Origin of the sequence: Streptomyces sp. ITFR-6 (assembly GCF_031844725.1) — a bacterium.
Taxonomy (GTDB): domain Bacteria; phylum Actinomycetota; class Actinomycetes; order Streptomycetales; family Streptomycetaceae; genus Streptomyces.
Genome location: NZ_CP134612.1, coordinates 6,788,641 through 6,809,158, shown reverse-complemented (window position 1 = coordinate 6,809,158; position 20,518 = coordinate 6,788,641). Strand labels below are relative to the sequence as shown.

At 72.4% G+C, this 20,518-nt stretch carries 22 protein-coding genes and 1 pseudogene; 10 read left to right on the top strand and 13 right to left on the bottom strand.

Annotated elements, in window-relative coordinates; translation table 11 throughout:
• Positions 1-6 precede the first annotated feature (6 nt).
• Positions 7-891 (bottom strand): SDR family NAD(P)-dependent oxidoreductase, encoded by an 885-nt coding sequence (locus tag RLT59_RS31005; RefSeq protein ID WP_311306465.1) that lies wholly within the window; start codon positions 889-891, stop codon positions 7-9.
• Positions 888-1,688, bottom strand: coding sequence for an acetoacetate decarboxylase family protein (locus RLT59_RS31000; protein ID WP_311306464.1), 801 nt, complete (start codon positions 1,686-1,688; stop codon positions 888-890). The genes RLT59_RS31005 and RLT59_RS31000 overlap by 4 nt, the downstream gene beginning before the upstream one ends.
• 124 nt (positions 1,689-1,812) lie before the next feature.
• On the opposite strand from RLT59_RS31000, the gene RLT59_RS30995 reads away from it, so the two are divergent.
• From RLT59_RS30995 to RLT59_RS30970, 6 genes are all read left to right on the top strand, one after another.
• Complete coding sequence (locus tag RLT59_RS30995; protein WP_311306463.1) at positions 1,813-2,457, top strand: TetR/AcrR family transcriptional regulator; 645 nt, start codon at positions 1,813-1,815, stop codon at positions 2,455-2,457.
• A 40-nt stretch (positions 2,458-2,497) separates the two neighbouring features.
• Entirely contained in the window at positions 2,498-3,505 is a 1,008-nt protein-coding gene (locus RLT59_RS30990; RefSeq protein ID WP_311306462.1) for a DEDDh family exonuclease, read from the top strand.
• A gap of 63 nt (positions 3,506-3,568) precedes the next feature.
• Positions 3,569-3,802, top strand: a complete 234-nt coding sequence (locus RLT59_RS30985) for a metallothionein (RefSeq protein WP_078852816.1) — start codon at positions 3,569-3,571, stop codon at positions 3,800-3,802.
• A 59-nt stretch (positions 3,803-3,861) separates the two neighbouring features.
• Positions 3,862-4,677: an SURF1 family cytochrome oxidase biogenesis protein gene (locus RLT59_RS30980; RefSeq protein ID WP_311307911.1), complete on the top strand. Its 816-nt coding sequence runs from the start codon at positions 3,862-3,864 to the stop codon at positions 4,675-4,677.
• Positions 4,678-4,791: 114 nt separating this feature from the next.
• Positions 4,792-6,603, top strand: coding sequence for a glycoside hydrolase family 15 protein (locus tag RLT59_RS30975; protein ID WP_311306461.1), 1,812 nt, complete (start codon positions 4,792-4,794; stop codon positions 6,601-6,603).
• A 4-nt stretch (positions 6,604-6,607) separates the two neighbouring features.
• A complete protein-coding gene (locus tag RLT59_RS30970; RefSeq protein WP_311306460.1) occupies positions 6,608-7,363 on the top strand; it encodes an SDR family oxidoreductase in 756 nt (251 codons plus the stop codon).
• Positions 7,364-7,471: 108 nt separating this feature from the next.
• Here RLT59_RS30970 and amaP read toward each other — a convergent pair whose 3' ends face one another.
• From amaP to RLT59_RS30945, 5 genes are read right to left on the bottom strand one after another with little or no spacing between them, the layout of a single operon-like run.
• Positions 7,472-8,059, bottom strand: a complete 588-nt coding sequence (gene amaP / locus RLT59_RS30965) for an alkaline shock response membrane anchor protein AmaP (RefSeq protein ID WP_311306459.1) — start codon at positions 8,057-8,059, stop codon at positions 7,472-7,474.
• Positions 8,056-8,742, bottom strand: a complete 687-nt coding sequence (locus tag RLT59_RS30960) for a DUF6286 domain-containing protein (protein WP_311306458.1) — start codon at positions 8,740-8,742, stop codon at positions 8,056-8,058. The genes amaP and RLT59_RS30960 overlap by 4 nt, the downstream gene beginning before the upstream one ends.
• Positions 8,739-9,101, bottom strand: coding sequence for an Asp23/Gls24 family envelope stress response protein (locus RLT59_RS30955; RefSeq protein ID WP_311306457.1), 363 nt, complete (start codon positions 9,099-9,101; stop codon positions 8,739-8,741). Before RLT59_RS30955 ends, RLT59_RS30960 begins: the two co-directional genes overlap by 4 nt.
• The gene (locus tag RLT59_RS30950; protein ID WP_073735273.1) at positions 9,098-9,289 is read right to left on the bottom strand and encodes a hypothetical protein; all 192 of its coding nucleotides are present in this window, start codon (positions 9,287-9,289) and stop codon (positions 9,098-9,100) included. The genes RLT59_RS30955 and RLT59_RS30950 overlap by 4 nt, the downstream gene beginning before the upstream one ends.
• A gap of 32 nt (positions 9,290-9,321) precedes the next feature.
• The gene (locus RLT59_RS30945) at positions 9,322-9,798 is read right to left on the bottom strand and encodes an Asp23/Gls24 family envelope stress response protein (RefSeq protein WP_311306456.1); all 477 of its coding nucleotides are present in this window, start codon (positions 9,796-9,798) and stop codon (positions 9,322-9,324) included.
• A gap of 93 nt (positions 9,799-9,891) precedes the next feature.
• On the opposite strand from RLT59_RS30945, the gene RLT59_RS30940 reads away from it, so the two are divergent.
• The gene (locus tag RLT59_RS30940; RefSeq protein WP_311306455.1) at positions 9,892-10,638 is read left to right on the top strand and encodes a hypothetical protein; all 747 of its coding nucleotides are present in this window, start codon (positions 9,892-9,894) and stop codon (positions 10,636-10,638) included.
• 72 nt (positions 10,639-10,710) lie between these two features.
• Here the strand turns inward: RLT59_RS30940 and RLT59_RS30935 are convergent, their stop codons facing one another.
• The 3 genes from RLT59_RS30935 to RLT59_RS30925 all read right to left on the bottom strand — a co-directional run bounded on the left by RLT59_RS30935 (position 10,711) and on the right by RLT59_RS30925 (position 13,813).
• On the bottom strand, positions 10,711-11,502 hold the full coding sequence (locus tag RLT59_RS30935; RefSeq protein ID WP_311306454.1) for an enoyl-CoA hydratase/isomerase family protein: 792 nt from the start codon (positions 11,500-11,502) through the stop codon (positions 10,711-10,713).
• 149 nt (positions 11,503-11,651) lie between these two features.
• Positions 11,652-11,873, bottom strand: a complete 222-nt coding sequence (locus RLT59_RS30930; protein WP_018518904.1) for a helix-turn-helix domain-containing protein — start codon at positions 11,871-11,873, stop codon at positions 11,652-11,654.
• A gap of 341 nt (positions 11,874-12,214) precedes the next feature.
• Positions 12,215-13,813, bottom strand: a complete 1,599-nt coding sequence (locus RLT59_RS30925; RefSeq protein WP_311306453.1) for an ABC-F family ATP-binding cassette domain-containing protein — start codon at positions 13,811-13,813, stop codon at positions 12,215-12,217.
• A 256-nt stretch (positions 13,814-14,069) separates the two neighbouring features.
• On the opposite strand from RLT59_RS30925, the gene RLT59_RS30920 reads away from it, so the two are divergent.
• Positions 14,070-14,960: a KPN_02809 family neutral zinc metallopeptidase gene (locus RLT59_RS30920; RefSeq protein ID WP_311306452.1), complete on the top strand. Its 891-nt coding sequence runs from the start codon at positions 14,070-14,072 to the stop codon at positions 14,958-14,960.
• 111 nt (positions 14,961-15,071) lie between these two features.
• Positions 15,072-15,484, top strand: a pseudogene (locus RLT59_RS30915) (VOC family protein).
• A 79-nt stretch (positions 15,485-15,563) separates the two neighbouring features.
• On the opposite strand, the gene RLT59_RS30910 reads toward RLT59_RS30915, so the two are convergent.
• The 3 genes from RLT59_RS30910 to RLT59_RS30900 all read right to left on the bottom strand — a co-directional run bounded on the left by RLT59_RS30910 (position 15,564) and on the right by RLT59_RS30900 (position 18,995).
• The gene (locus RLT59_RS30910; protein ID WP_311307910.1) at positions 15,564-16,874 is read right to left on the bottom strand and encodes a hypothetical protein; all 1,311 of its coding nucleotides are present in this window, start codon (positions 16,872-16,874) and stop codon (positions 15,564-15,566) included.
• 184 nt (positions 16,875-17,058) lie between these two features.
• Entirely contained in the window at positions 17,059-18,189 is a 1,131-nt protein-coding gene (locus RLT59_RS30905; protein ID WP_311306451.1) for an alpha/beta hydrolase, read from the bottom strand.
• A gap of 77 nt (positions 18,190-18,266) precedes the next feature.
• Positions 18,267-18,995 (bottom strand): class II aldolase/adducin family protein, encoded by a 729-nt coding sequence (locus RLT59_RS30900; RefSeq protein ID WP_311306450.1) that lies wholly within the window; start codon positions 18,993-18,995, stop codon positions 18,267-18,269.
• 235 nt (positions 18,996-19,230) lie between these two features.
• Here RLT59_RS30900 and RLT59_RS30895 point away from each other — a divergent pair, with 235 nt between their 5' ends.
• Complete coding sequence (locus RLT59_RS30895; RefSeq protein WP_311306449.1) at positions 19,231-20,508, top strand: inorganic phosphate transporter; 1,278 nt, start codon at positions 19,231-19,233, stop codon at positions 20,506-20,508.
• Positions 20,509-20,518 lie beyond the last annotated feature (10 nt).

The following is a 20,518-nucleotide window of genomic DNA, read 5'->3' as shown; positions in this document are numbered from 1 at the left end:
CACTCCTCAGTCGAGTATGAAGTTCTCCAGGTACGACGGGTTGGACCGGTCGAGCATCGACTGCGACCTGGCCCGGATCCGGCTGTCGCTGCGCTCGCTGTCGGGGAGCATCCAGAAGCGGTCGGCGCGGATGCCGTCCACGACGGTCGCGGCGACGTCCTCCACGGGGGTGAACTCCACCTCCTGGCCCGCCGCCCTCATCGCGCTCTCCCACTGGTCGAGGCTGCGGTACGGGGTGCGGCGCGGGCGCTCCTTGGCGTACCGCTCGGGGCGGTTGCGGTGCGACTCCCACAGTCCGGTGCGGAGCATGTGCGGGCCGGGGAAGAGGACGGAGGCGCCGACCGCCGCGCCCTCCGCCCGCAGGTGCGCGTACAGCGATTCGGTCATGGTGACGACGGCGGACTTGGTGACCGCGTACACGGAGGCGGTGGGCAGCGGGGCGATCCCGCCGTCGCCGGAGGAGGTGTTGACGACGTGGCCGGGGGCGCCGTCCGCGAGCATGCGCGGCACGAAGGCCTGGATTCCGTGGAAGACGCCCCACACGTTGACCGCGAAGGCCCACTTCCAGTCGTTCGGCTCGTGCTCCCACATCCGGCCCTCCGCGCCGGAGCCGACCCCGGCGTTGTTGCACAGCACGTGCACGGCGCGGAAGGTGTCGTAGGCGGCTTCGGCCAGCGCCCGCACCGAGTCCCGTTCGCTGACGTCGACCGGCCGGGCCAGCACCCGTGCGCCGTCCTCGCGCAGTTCACCGGCGGCCTTGTCGAGCGCACCCTCCTCGACGTCCGCGAGGACGACGTTCAGTCCCTCGGCCGCGAACCGGCGGGCCATGGCGAGGCCGATGCCGCTCGCGGCCCCGGTGACGACAGCGGTCTGCCCTTCCTGCAGCCTCATCGGACGCTCCCCTCGGGCGGTCCGTCGTGGATCTGCTGCGGATCGTCGTAGCGCTGGTGGACGTACGGCAGCAGCGCGTCGGCGCTGACCCGCTCCACCGCCCTGCCCCGCTGGTCACTGGTCTTCTCCCCGATGGTGAGTTCGAGCAGCCTGCGGACGGGCAGGTCCGCGACCGGGTCGTACACCGACTCGCGCAGCACCACGTCGCCGGTGATCCGCTCCAGCTTGCGGACCTTCTCGTGCCGGGTGCAGTGGATCAGCACGGGTCCGGAATCGAAGCCGTCGCCGTCCACGGCGGGCAGGAACTTGAAGTAGAAGTCGAGCTTCGTGCTCGGCTCCGGCAGCGGGAGCGGTCCGTCGACGGCTCCTCGGATCTCGACGAAGGCGATGCCGTGGCGGACGAGGGCGGCCCGGACGACGAGACCCTCGCGCTCGACGCTCACCTCACCCAGCTTCTTCGGTTCACCGAACACCTCGCGGCCGCCGGTCAGCGCCCGCTCGTGGGTCATCGGCATGACCAGCGGGTACCAGCCCTCGTGCCCGTCGTGGACGGCGGCGACGGCGACGGAGCCCGCGCCGAGCGGATAGCCCGGCAGGTCGACCTTGCTGACGCTCGCCCGGACCAGCGGGCGCCCGGCGGGTTTCAGGGGCGGCGGGAGGACGGCCGCCACCGCGTCGTGGTCGCTCTCCCAGACGGCGGTGACGCCGGTCGACCAGATGTCGGGGAGCCTGGACCGGGCCTCGCGGGATGCCGCGATCTGGGCCTCGGTGCGCGCGCCGTACCGTACCCGTGCCATGCGGTGCCACCCTTCTGCGTCGTCCGTGTCCCGGCTCTCCGCCGGGCTCTGTAACACAGTTACACCGGAGACGATGAAGGGTAAATAGCCGCGCGTGTAACGGAGTTCTGGACCTGGAGGAGCTGTGGCGCGATCGGCGCTGACCCGCGAGGAGGTCCTCGTGGCCGCCGCTGGACTGGTGCGGCAGCACGGTCCGCAGACCCTCACCATGCGCAAGCTGGCCGCCGAGCTGGGGACCGCCGTCACCTCGATCTACTGGCATGTCGGCAACCGCGAGTCGCTGCTGGACGCCCTCGTGGAGCGCACCGTCCAGGAGATGGGCACCCTGCGCCCGGCCGGCCGGGGCCCGGCCGCCCGGATCGTCTCGGTGGCCCGCGGACTGCGCCGCGAACTGCGCGCCCGGCCGCATCTGATCGCGATGGTCCACGAACGGGGGCTGACGGAACGGATGTTCCTGCCGGCGCAGCGGGCCCTCGTCCACGAGGTGCACGCCGCCGGGCTGCGCGGCGCCCGCGCGGCGGACGCGGTCCGTGCGGTGCAGTTCCACACCGTCGGCTTCCTGCTGGTGGAGCGGAACCGGGAGCGGTCCCCCGTCCAGTCACCCGGCGAGGGCGATCTGTGGGGCGGGTCGACGGCCGGCGGCGATCTGGCGCTGGCCCGCTCACTGGCCCGCCCGGCAGACCCGGACCGGCTGTTCGCCACCTCGCTGCGGGCGCTGGTGGTCGGGCTGCTGGCGGGCTCCGGCCCGTCGGAAGGGGACCGGGGGTGACGGCCGACTAGGGGACTGTCGGTCGCGGCCCGTATTCTCTGTGACCATGCTCGACGACCGCCAGACCGCAGCACCGTGGCCGACCGCCTACCCGCAGGGGTACGCGGTCGTCGACGTGGAGACCACCGGCCTCGCACGGGACGACCGGATAATCTCCGCCGCCGTCTACCGCCTGGACGCGCAGGGCAATGTCGAGGACCACTGGTACACCCTGGTCAACCCGGAGCGGGATCCCGGCCCCGTGTGGATCCATGGGCTGACCAGTGACGTACTCGAAGGCGCCCCGCTCTTCCCGGAGATCGCCGCCCAGCTCTCCGAACGGCTCACCGGCCGGGTCCTGGTCGCGCACAACGCCGCCTTCGACTGGTCGATGCTCGCCCGGGAGTACGCGCGTGCCTCGGTGATCGCCCCGGTCCAGCAGCGGCTGTGCACCATCGCGCTCTCCAAGGAGCTGCGGCTGCCGCTGCCCAACCACAAGCTGGAGTCACTGGCCGCGCACTTCGGGGTCGTGCAGCAGCGCGCGCACCACGCGCTGGACGACGCCCGGGTGCTGGCCGAGGCGTTCCGCCCGAGTCTGCACGCGGCGGCGGGCGGCGGGCTCAGGCTGCCGCTGCTGGAGTGCCGGCCGCTGACCGAGTGGTCGGACTCCCCCGTCACCCCTCGGATCGGCCGCCAGGCCCCGCACGGCGGCGGCCAGACCGGCTGGCGTCCTTCGCGGAAGCGTCCGGCCTGCCCGTACCCCAACCCGGGACGGTACGAGAAGGACAAACCTCTCATGCAGGGCATGCGGGTGGCGTTCTCCGGGGACACCTCGATCGACCGCGAGCTGCTGGAGGACCGCGCGGTGGAGGCCGGGCTGCACGTGGCGACCAGCGTCTCCCGGCTGACCAGTCTGCTCGTCACCAACGATCCGGACGCGGCGACGTCGAAGACGGTGAAGGCCAAGTCGTTCGGCACCCCGATCCTGGAGGAGAGCGCGTTCACCCATCTCCTGCGGGACGTGGCCGAGTCACCGAAGGGCCCGTCGGCCACGCCGTCATCGGAGTGAACCGGGGGCGACTCGCCCGCCCGCCGCTCGCCCGCCGCCCCCTGGCGTCCCACCCTGTGGCGCATGGCACGTTGCGAGGTATGCGGAAACGACTACGGGATGTCCTTCGAGGTGCACGCGCAGGGCGCGGTGCACGTCTTCGACTGCTTCTCCTGCGCCATTCACCGGATGGCACCGATCTGTGAGCACTGCCGGGTCCAGGTCATCGGCCAGGGCGTGGAGGTCGACGGGCACTGGTTCTGCGGCGGTCACTGCGCCCGCGCGGAGGGGAAGGTGGGCATCATCGACAAAGTCTGAGCACCGGACAGCCGACCCCCTCCGCGATGCACCCCATGACGCGGTTGTACCGTCATGGGGTGTACCGCTTCCTGTTGACACGGCAGTGGCTGATCCTCGCCCTCCTCGCCCTCGTCATGATCCCCACGATGATCGAGCTGGGCTTCTGGCAGCTGCACCGGCATGAGCACAAGGTCGCGCAGAACGCCCTGATCTCGCACAACCTCAAGGCGAAACCGGTGCCGGTCGCCGCGCTCACCTCGCCCGGCCACGTCGTTCCGCGCTCCGACTACTGGCGCGCGGTGAAGGCCATCGGGACGTACGACGAGAAGCACGAGGTCGTGGTGCGGCGCAGGACGTCCACCGACGGCAGCATCGGCTTCCACGTGCTCGTCCCGTTCGACCTCAAGGGCGGCGGCACGGTCATGATCAACCGGGGCTGGATCGCCACCGCCGACGACCAGCGTGCCTTCCCCGACGTACCGGCCGCGCCGAAGGGCGAGGTGACGGTCACCGGGCGGCTCAAGGCCGACGAGACGACGGGCAGCAGCGGCATCAAGGACCTCTCGGACCTGCCGGACCGCCAGGTGATGCTGATCAACAGCGCCCAGCAGGCCAAGCTGCTCTCCCGGCCGGTGCTCGGCGGCTACCTGGAACAGACCGGTCCGGTGCCGTCCGGCGGCAAGCCCGAGCTGATCGAGGCCCCCGACGACAGCTCCATCGGCCCGCACATGGCGTACGCCGTGCAGTGGTGGCTGTTCGCCGCCGGGGTGCCGGTCGGCTACGTGGTGCTGGCCCGCCGGGAGAAGCGCGACCTGGTGGCGGCCGCGGCCGAGGCCGCCGAGGCGCAGGACTCCCCGGCGGAGCCCGGGAAGCCGGAGCCCGCGAAGGCCTGACGGCGTGTCGGGCCCGCGCGGGCCGGTGCCCGACCGTCGTCCGGCGGGGTGACTCCCACCTCACGTCGGACAACGGCTGCTTAGCCGGGGCCATGTTCGGGAACACGCCAGAACGTGACACCACTCATCGAGGACTACGCCCTCATCGGCGATCTCCAGACAGCCGCCCTGGTCGGAAAGAACGGTTCTGTCGACTGGCTCTGCCTGCCCCGCTTCGACTCGGGCGCCTGCTTCGCCGCCCTGCTCGGTGACGAGGACAACGGCCACTGGCGCATCGCACCGCAGGGCGCGGACACCTGTACCCGGCGTGCCTACGCCGGTGACTCCCTCGTCCTGGAGACCTTCTGGGAGACCCGTACCGGCACGGTCAAGGTCATCGACTTCATGCCGCAGCGCGACGCCGCACCCGATGTGATGCGGATCATCGAGGGGGTCAGCGGCACCGTCGACATGGCCTCCGTGCTCCGGCTGCGCTTCGACTTCGGCACCGTCGTGCCCTGGGTGCGCCGCTCGCAGGGCCACCGGGTGGCGGTCGCCGGGCCGGACTCCGCCTGGCTGCGCAGCGAGCCGCCGGTCAAGACCTGGGGCCAGCAGTTCTCCACCTGCTCCTCGTTCACCGTCTCCGCCGGGGAACAGGTCGCCTTCGTCCTGACCTGGCACCCCTCGCACTCGCCCCGGCCCGATCTGGTCGATCCCTTCGAGGCGCTGGAGAACACCCTCGCCGACTGGGCCGAGTGGTCCGCGCGCTGCAAGTACCAGGGGCCCTACCGGGAGGCCGTGATCCGCTCCCTGATCACCCTGAAGGCCCTCACCTTCGGCCCGACCGGCGGCATCGTGGCGGCCCCCACCACCTCGCTGCCCGAGGAGATCGGCGGCGTACGGAACTGGGACTACCGCTTCTGCTGGCTGCGGGACTCCACGCTCACCCTCGGCGCCCTCATCTCGGCCGGCTATCTGGAGGAGGCCGGCGCCTGGCGGGACTGGCTGCTGCGCGCCGTCGCCGGGGACCCCGCCGACCTGCAGATCATGTACGGGCTCGCGGGCGAGCGCAGACTGCCCGAATCGGAACTGCCGTGGCTGCGCGGTTACGAGAACTCCGCCCCGGTCCGGATCGGCAACGCCGCGGTCCGCCAGCGTCAGCTCGATGTGTACGGGGAGGTCATCGACTCGCTCCGGTTGGCCCGCGACGCGGGTCTGGGCGACAAACCGCACGCCTGGAACCTCCAGCTCAGCCTGCTCGGCTTCCTGGAGTCCACCTGGCGCGAGCCGGACGAGGGGCTGTGGGAGATCCGCGGCCAGCGCCGCCACTTCGTGCACTCCAAGGTGATGGCCTGGGTGGCGGCCGACCGGGCCGTGCGCAGCCTGGAGGAGGACCCGTCACTGACCGGCGACGCCGACCGCTGGCGGGCGATGCGGGACGCCGTGCACCGGGAGGTCTGCGAGAAGGGGTACGACCCGGTGCGCAACACCTTCACCCAGTCGTACGGATCACGGGACCTGGACGCCGCGACCCTGCTGATCGCCAGGACCGGCTTTCTGCCGCCCGACGACCCGCGGCTCATCGGGACGGTGGACGCGGTCCGCGCCGAACTCGGCAGTGACGGGCTGGTGCGCCGCTACAGCACCGACGGCCCCTCGATCGACGGACTGCCGGGCGGCGAGGGCGCCTTCCTGGCCTGCTCGTTCTGGCTGGCCGACGCGCTGCGGATGACGGGGCGCACCAAGGAGGCCACCGAGCTGTTCGAGCGGCTGCTGGCCCTCCGTAACGACGTGGGGCTGCTGGCCGAGGAGTACGACACCGCCGGACAGCGTCAGCTGGGCAACTTCCCGCAGGCCTTCAGCCACGTCGGGCTGGTGGGTACGGCGGTGGCCCTGGCGGAGGCGCGGGCCCCCGAGGACACGGCGACGGGCGAGGCGGCAGGATAGAGCCATGGATCTTGGACTGAAGGACCGTGTGTACATCGTCACCGGAGCGACCCGGGGACTGGGCAACGCCACGGCGCGGGCGCTGGTGGACGACGGTGCGAAGGTGATCATCACCGGCCGGGACGAATCGAGCGTCCGGGCCGCCGCGGAGGAGCTGGGCCCGGACGCCGTCGGGCTCGCCGCCGACAACGCGGACCCGGCCGTGGCGCAGCGGCTGGTGGACACCGCGCTGGAGGGGTGCGGCCGGCTCGACGGCATCCTCATCAGCGTCGGCGGTCCGGCGCCCGGTTCCGCCGCGGACAACACCGACGAGCAGTGGCAGTCGGCCTTCGAATCGGTCTTCCTGGGCGCGGTACGGCTCGCCCGGGTGGCCGCCGCGGCGCTCGGCGACGGCGGGGTCATCGGCTTCGTGCTCTCCGGCTCCGTGCACGAGCCGATCGACGGGCTGACCATCTCCAACGGTCTGCGCCCCGGACTGGCCGGGTTCGCCAAATCGCTGGCCAATGAGCTGGGCCCGCGCGGCATCCGGGTGGTGGGCGTGCTGCCGGCCCGGATCGACACGGACCGGGTCCGTGAACTGGACGCGCTCTCGGGCGACGCGGAGGCCTCGCGCACGGCCAACGAGGCGCGCATCCCGCTGCGCCGCTACGGCACCCCGCAGGAGTTCGGCCGGACGGCGGCCTTCCTGCTCTCGCCCGCCGCCTCGTATCTGACCGGCATCATGGTCCCGGTCGACGGCGGCTCCCGGCACGGCTTCTGATCCGTCCGGCCCGATGGCCGGCCGGGATGCGGCGGGCGGGCCGGATGATGACTTCTCCGGCCCGCCCGTCGTCGTATCCCGTACTGCCCGTACCGCCCGTACCGCCCGTCAGCTCACCCGCTCCGCGCGGTGCTTGACCGCCTTGAGCCGTACTTCGGCGGGCAGCCGGTCCAGCCCCGCGGAGTCCCTGGCATGGGCCAGCGCCTCGTCGGTCAGCCGGCCCAGCGCCTCGTCCGGCGCCGCGTCCGGCTCCACCAGCAGCCGGATCCTGGTCCGCGGTGCGCTGCGCTTCCCGGTCAGTACGACCTGGGCGCGCGCCACCCCGTCCAGGCCGCCCGCCTCCGCGGCGAGCGCACCCTCCAGGGCCCGGCCGCGCAGCAGGGCGCCCTCGCCGTCCCCGCTGTCCACCAGCACTTCGGAGAGCCGGGCCCGGCGCAGCTGGGCCAGCAGCCACCACAGGGCGAGCACGACGAGGACGGCGAGGACCGCGATCACCGTCGGCCACCACCAGCCGTCCGAGCGCCAGCGGGTGCGGTCGGCCTCGCTGAGCAGTACGTCGTTCTTCCCCGACCACAGCCACCAGGACGGGACGGAGAGGCCGGTGGCGGCGGCCAGCACTCCGCCGCCGACGCAGACCAGCACCAGTCCGGCGAGGCCCAGCAGTACCCGGTTGACGGTCCTGCGCACGCCGCTCACCCCTTCTTCGCCGGACGGCGGACATGGACGGACAGTCCGGGCGGCCTGGACAGGCCGAGTTCCGTGATGCCCGTGGAGAGCGCGGTGTCCAGGTCGGCCCGTACGTCGTCGAGTTCGCGGAAGTGCGAGACGGCCCGCACCTTCGCCTTGCTCCGGCGCATCCGGACCCGGACCGACTGCACGCCGGAGACCTCGACGGCCCGGTCGCGCAGCACCATCGCGGCCGCGGTCCGGTCGAGCGCGGCCCGGACGTCCGGGCGGTTGCGGCGCATCGGCAGCAGATCGCGGAGTCCGGGCGTGAGCGCGAGGAGGATCAGCCACAGGCCGATCGCCGCGGCGACCGCCGCGCCGGTCATGACCCAGACGTCGTTCACGGGCCGCCGCGCCAGCTCGTCGGCCAGGGTGCGGCGCCACTGCATCGCCGGATGGCCGGCCCGGACCGCCGCCACGTCGTACAGCAGCAGCCCGGCGCCGCCGAGGACCACCAGGGCGAGGATGCCGGCCGGCACCCGGCGGGCGGACCAGAAGCGGCCACCACTGCCCTCGCCCCGGTCCTTGGCGGGCACCGGCTCGTAGGACGCGCCCGAGGCGGACTGGTCCAGTTCGAGCACGTCACCGCGCTCCACCGGCTGGACCGTCGGCAGACGCCGCGTGCTGTGTTCCGGGTTCTGGGGCTCGGTCATCGGATCCTCCCCTGCACCGCGAGGCTCGCTCCTGAGGGGTGTAGGCGCTCGACCTGTACGGCCACTTCGGGCACCTCCATCCCCGCCAACGCCTTTACCCGCATCGCGACCCGCTGACGCACCGCGCCGCACTGGCGGCCGATGTCGCCGGGATATCCGAGCTCAAGGCTCACCCGTACCCGGGCGGTGTCACGGTGCACCGTGACCGTGGCGCGCGGCGTCGCGCCTTCCTCTGCCGGCTCGTCGACGGCCTCCTTCGCCGCCTGGGCGGCGATCTTCGCGACCACCCGGTCGGCGATCCGGGTCTCCCCCCGCTCCGCTGCGGCGACCCGGTCGCCCGCCCCCGACACGGCCCTCACCGCCGTCGGTCGCCGCGATCGCGACTCCGGAAGAAGTCACCGGGCTCCAGATCACCGTCCAGGAAGCGGCCGGCGATGAAGCCGACCGCTCCCAACGCGGCCACCAGCAGGAAGGCCCCGAACCCGCCGAAATATCCGGCGAATCCGAGCGCCATGCCCGCCACCATGCCGACCACAGCCATGCTCATCGTGCGCTCCTCAACTAGCTCGGACCGGAGGACTACTGGAGACGTGGCTCGGGCTGGTCGTCGTCGTCATCCTCGTCCGGCAGCTTCACATCGCTCACCGCGATGTTGACCTCGACGACTTCGAGACCTGTCATCCGCTCGACGGCCGCGACTACGTTCTCCCGTACGTCACGGGCGACATCCGCGATCGACACGCCGTAGTCGACGACGATCTCCAGATCGAGGGCGGTCTGTGACTCACCGACCTCGGCCTTCACCCCCCGGGTGACGGACTTGCCGCCGCCGGGCACCCGGTCGCGCACCGCGCCGAAGGTGCGGGAGAGGCCGCTGCCCATCGCGTGCACGCCTTCCACATCGCGTGCCGCCATTCCGGCGATCTTCTCGACCACCCCGTCCGCGATCGTCGTACGGCCGCGGGAGCCGGGGTCTCCCCCGCCACGCTTGGTCAGTGACGAGCTCGCGTCCCTGTCGGTGTTCTCTGGCCGGTTCCGCTGTGGGGTCTCGGTCATCGCCGTTCTTCCCTTCGGGGCAGGAATGGACTTCATTGCCCACATTAAGTGCGCTTGCCCCGTCTCGCGCCGTGGATACGGCAGGCTGGGGGAATGACGACGGCTGACAGCCCGAACAGGGCCGACGGATGGACCGCTGCGGTTCGGCAACGACTCGGCCTGGGCAGGCTGCTCCCGCTGGGCGGCCCGGCGGACGGGGCCTGGATCTCGGAACGGGCCGCGGTCGCGGTGCTCCGCCGGGCGGTACGCGGCCGGGGACCGGGGCCGGTGCTCGGTGAGCTGAGGATCGCGGTGGCCGATCCGGACACGGCCCCCGGTGCGCGGGTGCCTTCTCCCCCGAGTGCGCTGCCGCCGGGCCCGCTGCGCATCGAGGCGACCATGGCGGCGACGGCCGACCAGCCGTTGCCGGCCGCCGCGGCGGCCCTGCGCTCCGCGCTGCTGGCGGCGGCCTCGCTCCGGCTCGGCCTGGAGGTCTGCGAGGTGGATCTCCAGGTCACGGAGCTGCTGGACACCCAGCCGGAGCGGGCGGAGCCAGAGCCGGACGGGGTGCGCGCGGCGAAGGCCGAGGGCACGGCGGGCACGGCGGCCGCCGGGGTGGCCGGTGTCTCGACGCTGACCCGGGTGCTGGGCCCCGCCGTGCACACGGACACGGATCACGTACGGGTCGAGCTGGCCACGGACGACGGCCACCGCGCGCTCGACGTGGCACGCGCGGTGCGGGTCGCGGTGACGGAAGCGGTGGACGGGCATCCGCCGGTCGCGGTGCTGGTCACGGCGGTGACAGGACCCACGGCCGGGACGGGCGCGCCACAAGCTGAACCGGGCGCGCCGGAGTGCTGAGCCGGGCGCGCCTGGGCCGGGGGCCAGCGCGCCGAAAAGCCGGAGGCGGGATGCCCCCGGCCGGGTGACGGGTCAGTCGGACGCGCCCGCCAGGTCGCGTAGCCGACGGCCCTGCGCGGCCCGTTCGGCGGTGCGCTGTTCCTCGTACGTCCGCGAGACGGCGCCGCTCAGCAGGGCCTTGGTCTCGACGAGGGCGTCGCGCGGGGCGGCCAGCAGGGCGCCGGCCAGGTCACGGGCGGCTCCGTCGAGCTCCGCCGCGGGCACCACGAGGTTGGCCAGTCCGGTGCGCTCGGCCTCCTCTGCGTGCACGAAGCGGCCGGTGGCGCAGATTTCGAGCGCGCGTGCGTACCCCACCAGGTGCACCAGGGGGTGCGTGCCGGTGAGGTCGGGCACCAGACCGAGGCTGGTCTCGCGCATGGCGAACTGCACGTCCTCGGCGACGATCCGCAGATCGCAGGCGAGGGCGAGCTGGAAGCCCGCACCGATGGCGTGCCCCTGGACGGCCGCGATCGACACGAGGTCGTTGCGGCGCCACCAGGTGAACGCGGACTGGTACTCGGCGATCACCGCGTCGAGCTCGGCCTCCGGGCCACGCCCCATGTCGAGGAACGACGGCTCGCCGTCGAAGCCCTCGGGGGTGAATGCCTGGCGGTCGAGGCCGGCGGAGAAGGACACGCCTTCGCCACGCAGCACGACGACCCGCACACTGCCGGGCAGGGCCCGTCCGGCCTCTGTCAACGCCCGCCACAGAGCGGGGGACTGAGCGTTGCGCTTGGCCGGATTGGTGAGGGTCACCGTGGCAACCGCGTCATCGACGGTGAGTCGTACGCCGTCCTTGTCGAGCACAGTGTCGAACGAGGTCATGAAGCGCCTCCGGATCGGGTGCAGTCAGCACAGAGCTGAGTGACTGAACAGTAACCACCCGATCGACCATACGATCGACCGGGTGGCCACCACCGAACCGGTGGGCCACGGAGCGGATCAGGCGATCCGCTCCGGTCCGGCGACGGCTGTCAGGCCGTCGCGGCCTTCTTGCCTCGTGTCGCGCCGCCGCGTCCTCGCAGCGTCACTCCGGACTCGCTGAGCATCCGGTGGACGAACCCGTAGGAGCGACCGGTTTCCTCGGCCAGCGCCCGGATGCTCGCACCGGAGTCATACTTCTTCTTCAGGTCTGCCGCGAGCTTGTCGCGCGCGGCGCCGGTTACCCGGCTGCCCTTCTTCAGAGTCTCGGCCACCCGTGCCTCCTCGTGGGAAGTGCGCTCTGGACTCTCATGATCACCCCTCCGGCGCTTCCTGGCCACCCATTCGGCAAGGTCTGTGCAACCGGATTCACGCCCCGGGAGTGCGCCGGACTGATCGGAATCACGCATTCCGTAGGGCTGCGGAGGGCCCCTGGGGAGCCCTCCGGGAAAAACGTCCAGGTCAGGGCCGCGCGGGTTCTGTGCCCGGAAATGGGTGCGCCCGGCAGCTATCTGCCGGGCGCCGCGCCGAGGTACGAGACGTACTCACGCAGATGATGGATCACGCGTAGGCCGAATGATCCAGCAGGAGTGGATCAATGGACGGCCTCACCGGGTCAGGCCAGCGAGACCAGGTCCCGGTAGTCCGCACCCCACAGGTCCTCGACCCCGTCGGGCAGCAGGATGATGCGCTCGGGCTGGAGCGCCTCGACCGCGCCCTCGTCGTGCGTCACGAGGACGACGGCGCCCTTGTACGTGCGCAGCGCGCCGAGGATCTCCTCGCGGCTGGCCGGGTCGAGGTTGTTGGTGGGCTCGTCGAGCAGGAGCACGTTGGCGGAGGAGACCACCAGCGTCGCCAGGGCTAGCCGGGTCTTCTCGCCGCCGGAGAGCACGCCCGCCGGCTTGTCGACGTCGTCACCGGAGAAGAGGAACGAGCCGAGCGTCTTGCGGACCGCGACGAGGTCGAGATCGGGCGCGGCGGAGCGCATGTTCTCCAGGACGGTGCGGTCCGGGTCGAGGGTCTCGTGCTCCTGGGCGTAGTAGCCGAGCTTGAGTCCGTGGCCCTCGATGATCTCGCCCGTGTCGGGCTTCTCCGCGCCGCCGAGGAGGCGCAGCAGCGTGGTCTTGCCCGCGCCGTTGAGGCCGAGGATGACGACCCGGGAGCCCTTGTCGATGGCGAGGCCGACGTCGGTGAAGATCTCCAGCGATCCGTAGGACTTGGAGAGGCCCTCCGCCATCAGCGGGGTCTTGCCGCACGGCGAGGGGTCGGGGAAGCGCAGCTTGGCGACCTTGTCGGAGACCCGCACGGCCTCCAGGCCGGAGAGCAGCCGGTCGGCGCGCTTGGCCATGTTCTGCGCGGCCACGGTCTTGGTGGCCTTGGCGCGCATCTTGTCGGCCTGGGCGTTGAGGGTGGCGGCCTTCTTCTCGGCGTTCTGGCGCTCGCGCTTGCGGCGCTTCTCGTCGGCCTCGCGCTGCTGCTGGTAGAGCTTCCAGCCCATGTTGTAGACGTCGATCTGGGAGCGGTTGGCGTCGAGGTAGAAGACCTTGTTGACGACGGTCTCGACCAGCTCCTCGTCGTGGGAGATCACGACGAAGCCGCCCCGGTAGCTCTTGAGGTAGTCGCGCAGCCAGACGATGGAGTCGGCGTCGAGGTGGTTGGTGGGCTCGTCGAGGAGCAGGGTGTCGGCGTCCGAGAAGAGGATCCTGGCCAGCTCGACACGGCGGCGCTGACCACCGGAGAGGGTGTGGAGCGGCTGGGCGAGCACTCGGTCGGGCAGGCTGAGGGCCGCGGCGATGGTGGCGGCCTCGGCCTCCGCGGCGTAGCCGCCCTTGGTGAGGAACTCCGTCTCCAGGCGCTCGTACTTCTTCATCGCCTTCTCGCGGGTGGCGCCCTTGCCGTTCGCCATCCGCTCCTCGTTCTCGCGCATCCGGCGGAGGGTCTCGTCGAGGCCGCGGGCGGAGAGGACGCGGTCGCGGGCGAGCACGTCGAGGTCGCCGGTGCGCGGGTCCTGCGGGAGGTAGCCGACCTCGCCGGAGCGGGTGATGGTGCCGGCGGCGGGGGTTCCCTCGCCCGCGAGGCACTTGGTGAGGGTGGTCTTGCCCGCTCCGTTGCGGCCGACGAGGCCGATGCGGTCGCCCTTGGCGATGCGGAAGGAGGCGGATTCGACAAGCATGCGGGCGCCGGCGCGCAGCTCGATGCCGGAAGCGGTGATCACGGGAAAAACTCCAGGGCGGAATGGACGGCGGAGGAACGGCTAGCTATTCACGACTCGAACGCCGCTACTCACGCATACGCACAAGGAGAGTTGCCATGAGGACCAGTCTACTGGCGGTGTCCAATCGCTTTTCCGCCTGCTCCCGCTCCTCACCGCCCGACCCCCCACCCTTGACCCGATAAGGGGCAACACGGTGTGAACTATCCGATACTCGGCGCAGGGCGGTGCGCGGCCGCGCGGAGCAGAGGGTGGTGCCATGCGGTTCGACGACGACGCCGGTCTGGACACGTCCGAGGTCCGGGATGTGCGCGGCAGCCGCGTCCCGGGCGGCAGGGCCACCGTGGGCGGCGGCATCGCGGCGGTCATCGCGCTGATCCTGGGGCTGCTCTTCGGCGTCGGCCCCGAGGAGCTCGGCCTCTCCTCCGGTGACCCGGGCACGACCGCGACCGCGTCGTCGGCCGCCCAGGTCGAGCGGGACTGCCGGACCGGCCGGGACGCCGGCACCAAGGACGACTGCCGGACGGTCGCGGTGGTCAACAGCGTTCAGGACTACTGGAAAGAGGAGTTCGCCCGGCGCGGAGCGACGTACGGGAACGCCCGCACGGTCCTGTTCACCGACCGGATCGGCACCGCCTGCGGCGCCGCGACCTCGGCCGTGGGGCCGTTCTACTGCCCCGGGGACCGGCAGGTCTATCTGGACCTGGGGTTCTTCGACGAGCTGCGGACCACGTTCGGGGCGAGCGGCGGACCGTTCGCCCAGGCCTACGTCGTGGCGCACGAGTACGGGCACCACGTGCAGAACCAGCTGGGGACGCTGGGCCGGGCGCAGGACGGGCGGACCGGCGAGAACAGCGACGCGGTGAAGGTGGAGCTCCAGGCGGACTGTTACGCCGGGGTCTGGGCGCACCACGCGACGACGACGCCCGACGCGGCGACGGGCCGGCCGCTGATCACCGAGCTGAACGGGGCGGACATCCGGGACGGTCTCGACGCGGCCGCGGCGGTCGGGGACGACCGGATCCAGGAGAGGTTCCAGGGCCGGGTCACCCCGGAGTCCTGGACGCACGGCTCGGCGGCGCAGCGGCAGCAGTGGTTCACCACGGGGCTTCGCGGCGGCGACCCGGCCGGCTGCGACATACTCCGCTGACCTGCGGGAACGCTTCCGGCGGGGCGTTGTCAGTGCCCGGTGACAGACTGAGACGCAGATCACATACAAGCCGGGCGCGGGGTCCTGGTGACGCGAGAAGGGGTGAGCGCGATGGCGGGCTCGACGGCAGGTGTGCCGTCGGTGTTTCCGACGGTTCTCTACGACGACGCGAAGGCGGCGATCAAGCTGCTGACGGAGGCCCTCGGCTTCACCGCGGAAGCGGTGTACGAAGCGAGGACGGCACGGTGATGCACGCGGAGCTGTCCAGCGGGAACGGCAGGGCGATGCCGGGCTCCAGGGGCCGCGAGGGGATCTTCGCGAAGGCGATGCGGGGATCCGGGCCTGCCGGTGTCTGCGTGGTGGTCGACGACACCGACGCGCACCACGCGCGGGCGGTGGAGCACGGGGTGGAGATCCTGATGCCGCCCACCGACCAGGACTACGGCTCGCGCGACTACATGGCGCGGGACGCGGAGGGCAACGTGTGGAGCTTCGGGACGTACGCCCCGGGGTCGGCGGGCTGACGGCGCACCCAGGGCCGGCGACGGGCTGACGGCGGTCCGGTCGGCGGAGGTCTCCCCCGGGGCCGGCCGGACCGGCCGCTCAGGCTCCGCCGGTGTGCACCTGGAACGCCGCTTTGCGGACCGCTTTGGCGAGTGCCGGGTCGGGGTGCGCGGCGGCCAGTGCCACCAGGACCTGGACGGTGCGCGGATGGCCCACCGCCCTCACCTCGTCGAGGAGGGCCGGGACGCTGCCCTGCACGGCTGAGTCGAGGTGGCGGACCAGCAGCGCGGTCTCGCCGTGGTCGGCCACGGCCGCCGCGGTGTCGACCCAGAGCCAGGTGGCCTCTTCGCGGCTGAGCACCTCCTGGGCGTCCTCGGGGTCGGCCCCGTCGTACTCCGCGAGCCAGAGCAGCGCGTAGGGGCGCAGCGACGGGTCCGCCACGACGGAGCGCACCTCGGGCTCCGCGGGCGCGCCGACCACCCGGAGCGCCTCGAAGGCGAGCCCGCGCAGCAGCGCGTCCTCGCCCCGGGCCACCCCGAGCAGTTCGGCGACGGCGCTGCCGACGGGCCGGGCGGCCAGCCAGGCGCGGTACTCGGCCCGTGCCGGTCCGGGGGTGAGCCGGGCGCAGCCGAGCAGCATGTCGGCGGCAGACTGCTCGATGTTGCCGGCCGGGCTCTGGGCGGCGACGCAGATCTGCTCCAGCTTGACCCAGACCGCCCAGTTGCCGAGGGGGGTGAGGGTGGCGTGCCCCGAGCCGAGGGTGAGCGCGCCGACGGCGGCGAGCCCCTCCAGGGCCCAGTCCAGCAGGAGGGCGACCAGCGCCTCCGGGTGGGCGGTGGGAGCCTCCTCCGCGGGAACCGGCAGCGGCTGCGGCCCGTACGGCACCTCGCAGCGCTCCTCGTGGAGTTCCGCGACGCGCTGGCCCAGCAGGTCGAGCAGGGCGGGCACGGTGACCGGGCCCGCCGAGAGCTGGAGGAGGGAGAGCACCTGGGGCACGGCCTCGACGGCCTCCGCGACCGCGGTGGACTCGATGTCCTCGGGCGCGGGGTGGACGAGGGACCAGGCGTCGAAGAGCGCCACCCAGCCGCGGAGCACGGCCGAGTCGTCGCGGTCCCAGGCGCGCAGCCGCCAGCCGGGCCGTGCGGTGTCGCCGTGCAGTTCGACGAGCCCGGCCAGCCGGGCCCGGTCCCAGCCGGACCGCACCTGTCCCGGGGACAGTTCGAGTTCCGAACAGGCCCGTTCTAGAGCCGTCGCGGCCAGCGGCGGGGTGCCCGGCCGGGAGCCGCCGGCTGCCCAGCGGGCGATCCGCACGGCGTCGGCGAGAGCGGTCCTGGCCTGCCGGGCCAGTTCCGCCCGGGGCGGGGTGCCCTCGGGCGGGCGGGGGGCCGGCCTGGTGCGCCGGGTGATCACGGCCTTGTGAGCGGTGGCGAGGGGTCGCGGGCGGACAAGTCGCAGCCTGGAGTCGCGCGGGGTACGGGACGTCACGGGAGCAGTCTTGCCTCTGACAGCCCGAAAGCCCAAACGGAACCCGGATCACCGGTGTTCCGGGGCGTCCGCGCTCTCCCGGACCAATCAGCAGAAGCGGCGCATCAGCTCACATCAGGGGCGTGAGGAAGCGGCGCAACGTCTCCTCGTAGTAGACCGGGTCGGCATTCCACATCGCCGCATGCGGAGCCTGCGCCACGGGGTGCAGGGCGACCAGGTCGGGGCGGTGGGCGGCGAGCGCGCGGGACGGCTGCCAGGGCGCCAGGGTGTCGTCCGGCCCGTGGAAGATCAGGGTGGGCACGTGCAGGGTCCGGGGCAGCGAGGTGTCCAGGAGCCGGGTGCCGCGCAGTCCGGTCTGTCCCTGGGCGGCCCGGACGGCGAGGGGCAGCAGGGCGGACGGCACCCCGCGGGCGGCGGCCAGGGCGCGCAGGGTGGTCTCCCAGTCCAGCACCGGGGAGTCGAGGACGAGGCCGCAGATCCGGTCCCGGAGCGCGGAGTTGGCGGACGCGTGGAGCGCCATGGAGGCGCCGGTCGACCAGCCGTGCAGCACGACCTTCTCGGCGCCGTAGCGGACCGCGAAGCGGATGGCCGCGTCCAGGTCGCGCCATTCGGACTCCCCGAGGTGGCTGAGGCCGTCCGGGGAGCGCGGTGCTCCGGCGTCGCCCCGGTAGGCGATGTCGAGCACCGGCAGCTGCTGTCCGTTCAGGAAGCCGAGCAGGTTCAGGGGGTGTGCCCTGGTGGTGCCGATGCCGTGCGCGGTGATGACCCAGGTGTCCCGGGGGCCGGGCACGAACCAGGCGGGCAGGGCGCCGAGCTCGCCGGTGATCTCGACGTCGCGGTGTTCGAGGCCGAGGGCCGTGGTGGGGTCACCGGTGTGCAGCTCGGGCGTGAGGCGGACCTTGGCCCCGGGGCGCAGGGTGCCCCGGTTGACGCGCTCCAGCCGGCGCACGACGGTGTCGGCGGCCTGGTGGGCCTGGTCGATCACCGGGCCGACGACGGCGTGGACGTCGTCACCGACCAGCCCGTAGGTGCCGGGGCGCAGCGCGGCGAAGGAGCGGGTCAGGGTAACCTGCCCGGCCGCCGTCGCGTGCACGGTGACTCTGCGGTCGGCGGGGAACGGACGTCCGGACGACGGCGCCTTGAGGGCGACGTCGCCGGCGTACCGGCCGGCCGCGACCGCCGCCGCACCGGCGCCGAGGATGGAGGTGGCGACTGCTGCCGTCGCTGTTGCCGGGCGCACGGCTTCAGTCTCCTGGCCGCCCGCGGACTCGGCCAGCGGGCGGGGGCCGTCCGGTGGCGGCCCCCGCCCCTGCGGGCTCAGCCCGGCTGCCCGTACCCCTTCAGCGCCTCCCCTACGTCGCTCAGCTGGTCCGGGGTGAGCAGGGCCGGGGAGCGGCCGGGGACGGCGCTCGCGGCGAGCCAGAGGCGGCAGAGCCATTCGAGCTGGGCGGTGCGGTCGTACGCCTCGTCGAGGGTGGCTCCGTAGGTGACGGTTCCGTGGTTGCCGAGCAGGCAGCCGGTGCGGTCCCGCAGGGCGGTCAGCATGTTCGCGGCCAGCTCGTCCGTGCCGTACCGGGCGTAGGCGGCGACCCGGACGGGGCCGCCCAGCAGCGCGGCCGCGTAGTGGATCGGCGGGACCTCGGCGACGAGCGTGGAGACGGCCGTGGCGTGCACCGCGTGGGTGTGCACGACAGCGGCCGCCGCCGTATTCCGGTAGACCGCGAGATGGAGCGGAAGCTCGCTGGTCGGGGCCAGCTCACCGAGGATCCGGTTGCCCTCCAGATCGACGCCGACCAGGTCCTCGGGGCGGAGCCGGTCGTACGGCACACCGCTCGGGGTGACCAGGACGGTGTCGCCCACCCGCGCGGAGACGTTGCCCGAGGTGCCGACGACCAGACCGTCGGCCGCCGTCCTGCGCGCGGTGGCGACGACCGCGCCCCAGGCCCGTTCGATGTCTCCGGCGTCGGTGTCTCCGGCGTGGCCGGTGGCACCGGTGCGTTCGAGGCCCCCGGTGTGTTCGACCGGATCCTGCCGCTGATCGCTCATACGAAGATCCTTTCCACTGATGAGCGGTCCATGATTCCGCCTCCCGCCGGAGGCCGGGCGGCCCCGCATTCGGGGCCCACACCGCCCCGTACCCGCCCCGCCCTGTCGGACCACGGCCAAACGGGGCGGGGCCGCTCCGGTTGGGGTCACCGCAACGCCCTGTTTAGTTCATCTTCCGTTCACCCAGGTTGCCTACGTTCCTCGTGCCACTGACGTCGAACGATTGCCTGGGTAAATGGAACACATCACGCTGCTGCTCGCGATTGTGATCGTGACAGCTCTAGTGTTCGATTTCACGAACGGTTTCCACGACACCGCCAACGCGATGGCGACCACCATCTCGACCGGCGCACTCAAACCCAAGACAGCGGTGGCGATGTCCGCCGTTCTCAACCTCGTCGGCGCGTTCCTGTCGGTGGAGGTCGCCAAGACGATCTCCGGCGGGATCATCAATGAGGACGGCCTCAGAACCGAGGTCATCTTCGCGGCGCTCGTCGGCGCCATCCTGTGGAATCTGCTGACCTGGCTGGTCGGGCTCCCGTCCAGCTCCTCGCACGCCCTCTTCGGCGGTCTGATCGGCGCCGCGGTGATGTCCGCGGGCTGGTCCTCTGTCGACGGCGGCACCGTCGTCACCAAGGTGCTGCTCCCCGCGGTCGCCGCCCCGATCGTCGCCGGACTGGCCGCGCTGCTGGCCACCAAGCTGACGTACCGGATCGGCGGGAAGGTCCAGGGCGGCGCCCAGGAGAAGGCGACCGCCAAGGGCTACCGCGCCGGACAGATCGCCTCCGCCGGGCTGGTCTCCCTCGCCCACGGCACCAACGACGCACAGAAGACGATGGGCATCATCACCCTGGCCCTGGTCACCGGCGGAGTCCTCTCCCCCGGTTCCAACCCGCCGGTCTGGGTCATCGTCAGCGCCGGAATGGCCATCGCGCTCGGCACCTACCTCGGCGGCTGGCGCATCATCCGCACCATGGGCAGCGGCCTGACCGAGCTCAAGCCGCCGCAGGGCTTCGCCGCCCAGACCAGTGCGGCCACGGTCATCCTGGCCTCCTCGCACCTCGGCTTCTCCCTCTCCACCACCCAGTCCTGCTCCGGTGCCGTGATGGGTGCCGGTCTCGGCCGCCGGGGCGGTGTGGTCCGCTGGTCCACCGCCACCCGGATGTTCGTCGCCTGGGGTCTGACGCTGCCGGCCGCCGGTCTGGTCGGCGCGGGGGCGGAGTTCCTCACCAAGCAGGGCACCTGGGGTGTCGTGCTCGTCGCCGTACTGCTGATCGCGGGCTCCGGAGCGATCTGGGTGCTGTCCCGCCGCAAGCCGGTCGGCCAGGACGATGTCGCACCCGGCGCCCAGGACGGCGCTCCGGTCACCCCGGAAGCCGAACCCGCGGGCGTCGTCACCACCGCCATCGCGGCCGTCAGCCCGCCGCCCACCCCGGCCGCCCAGGCCCACGACCTCACCGCCACCATCCCGGCCCCGGCCATAGCCGACCCGGCACGACCCGCCACGGTGTAAGGAAGATCCT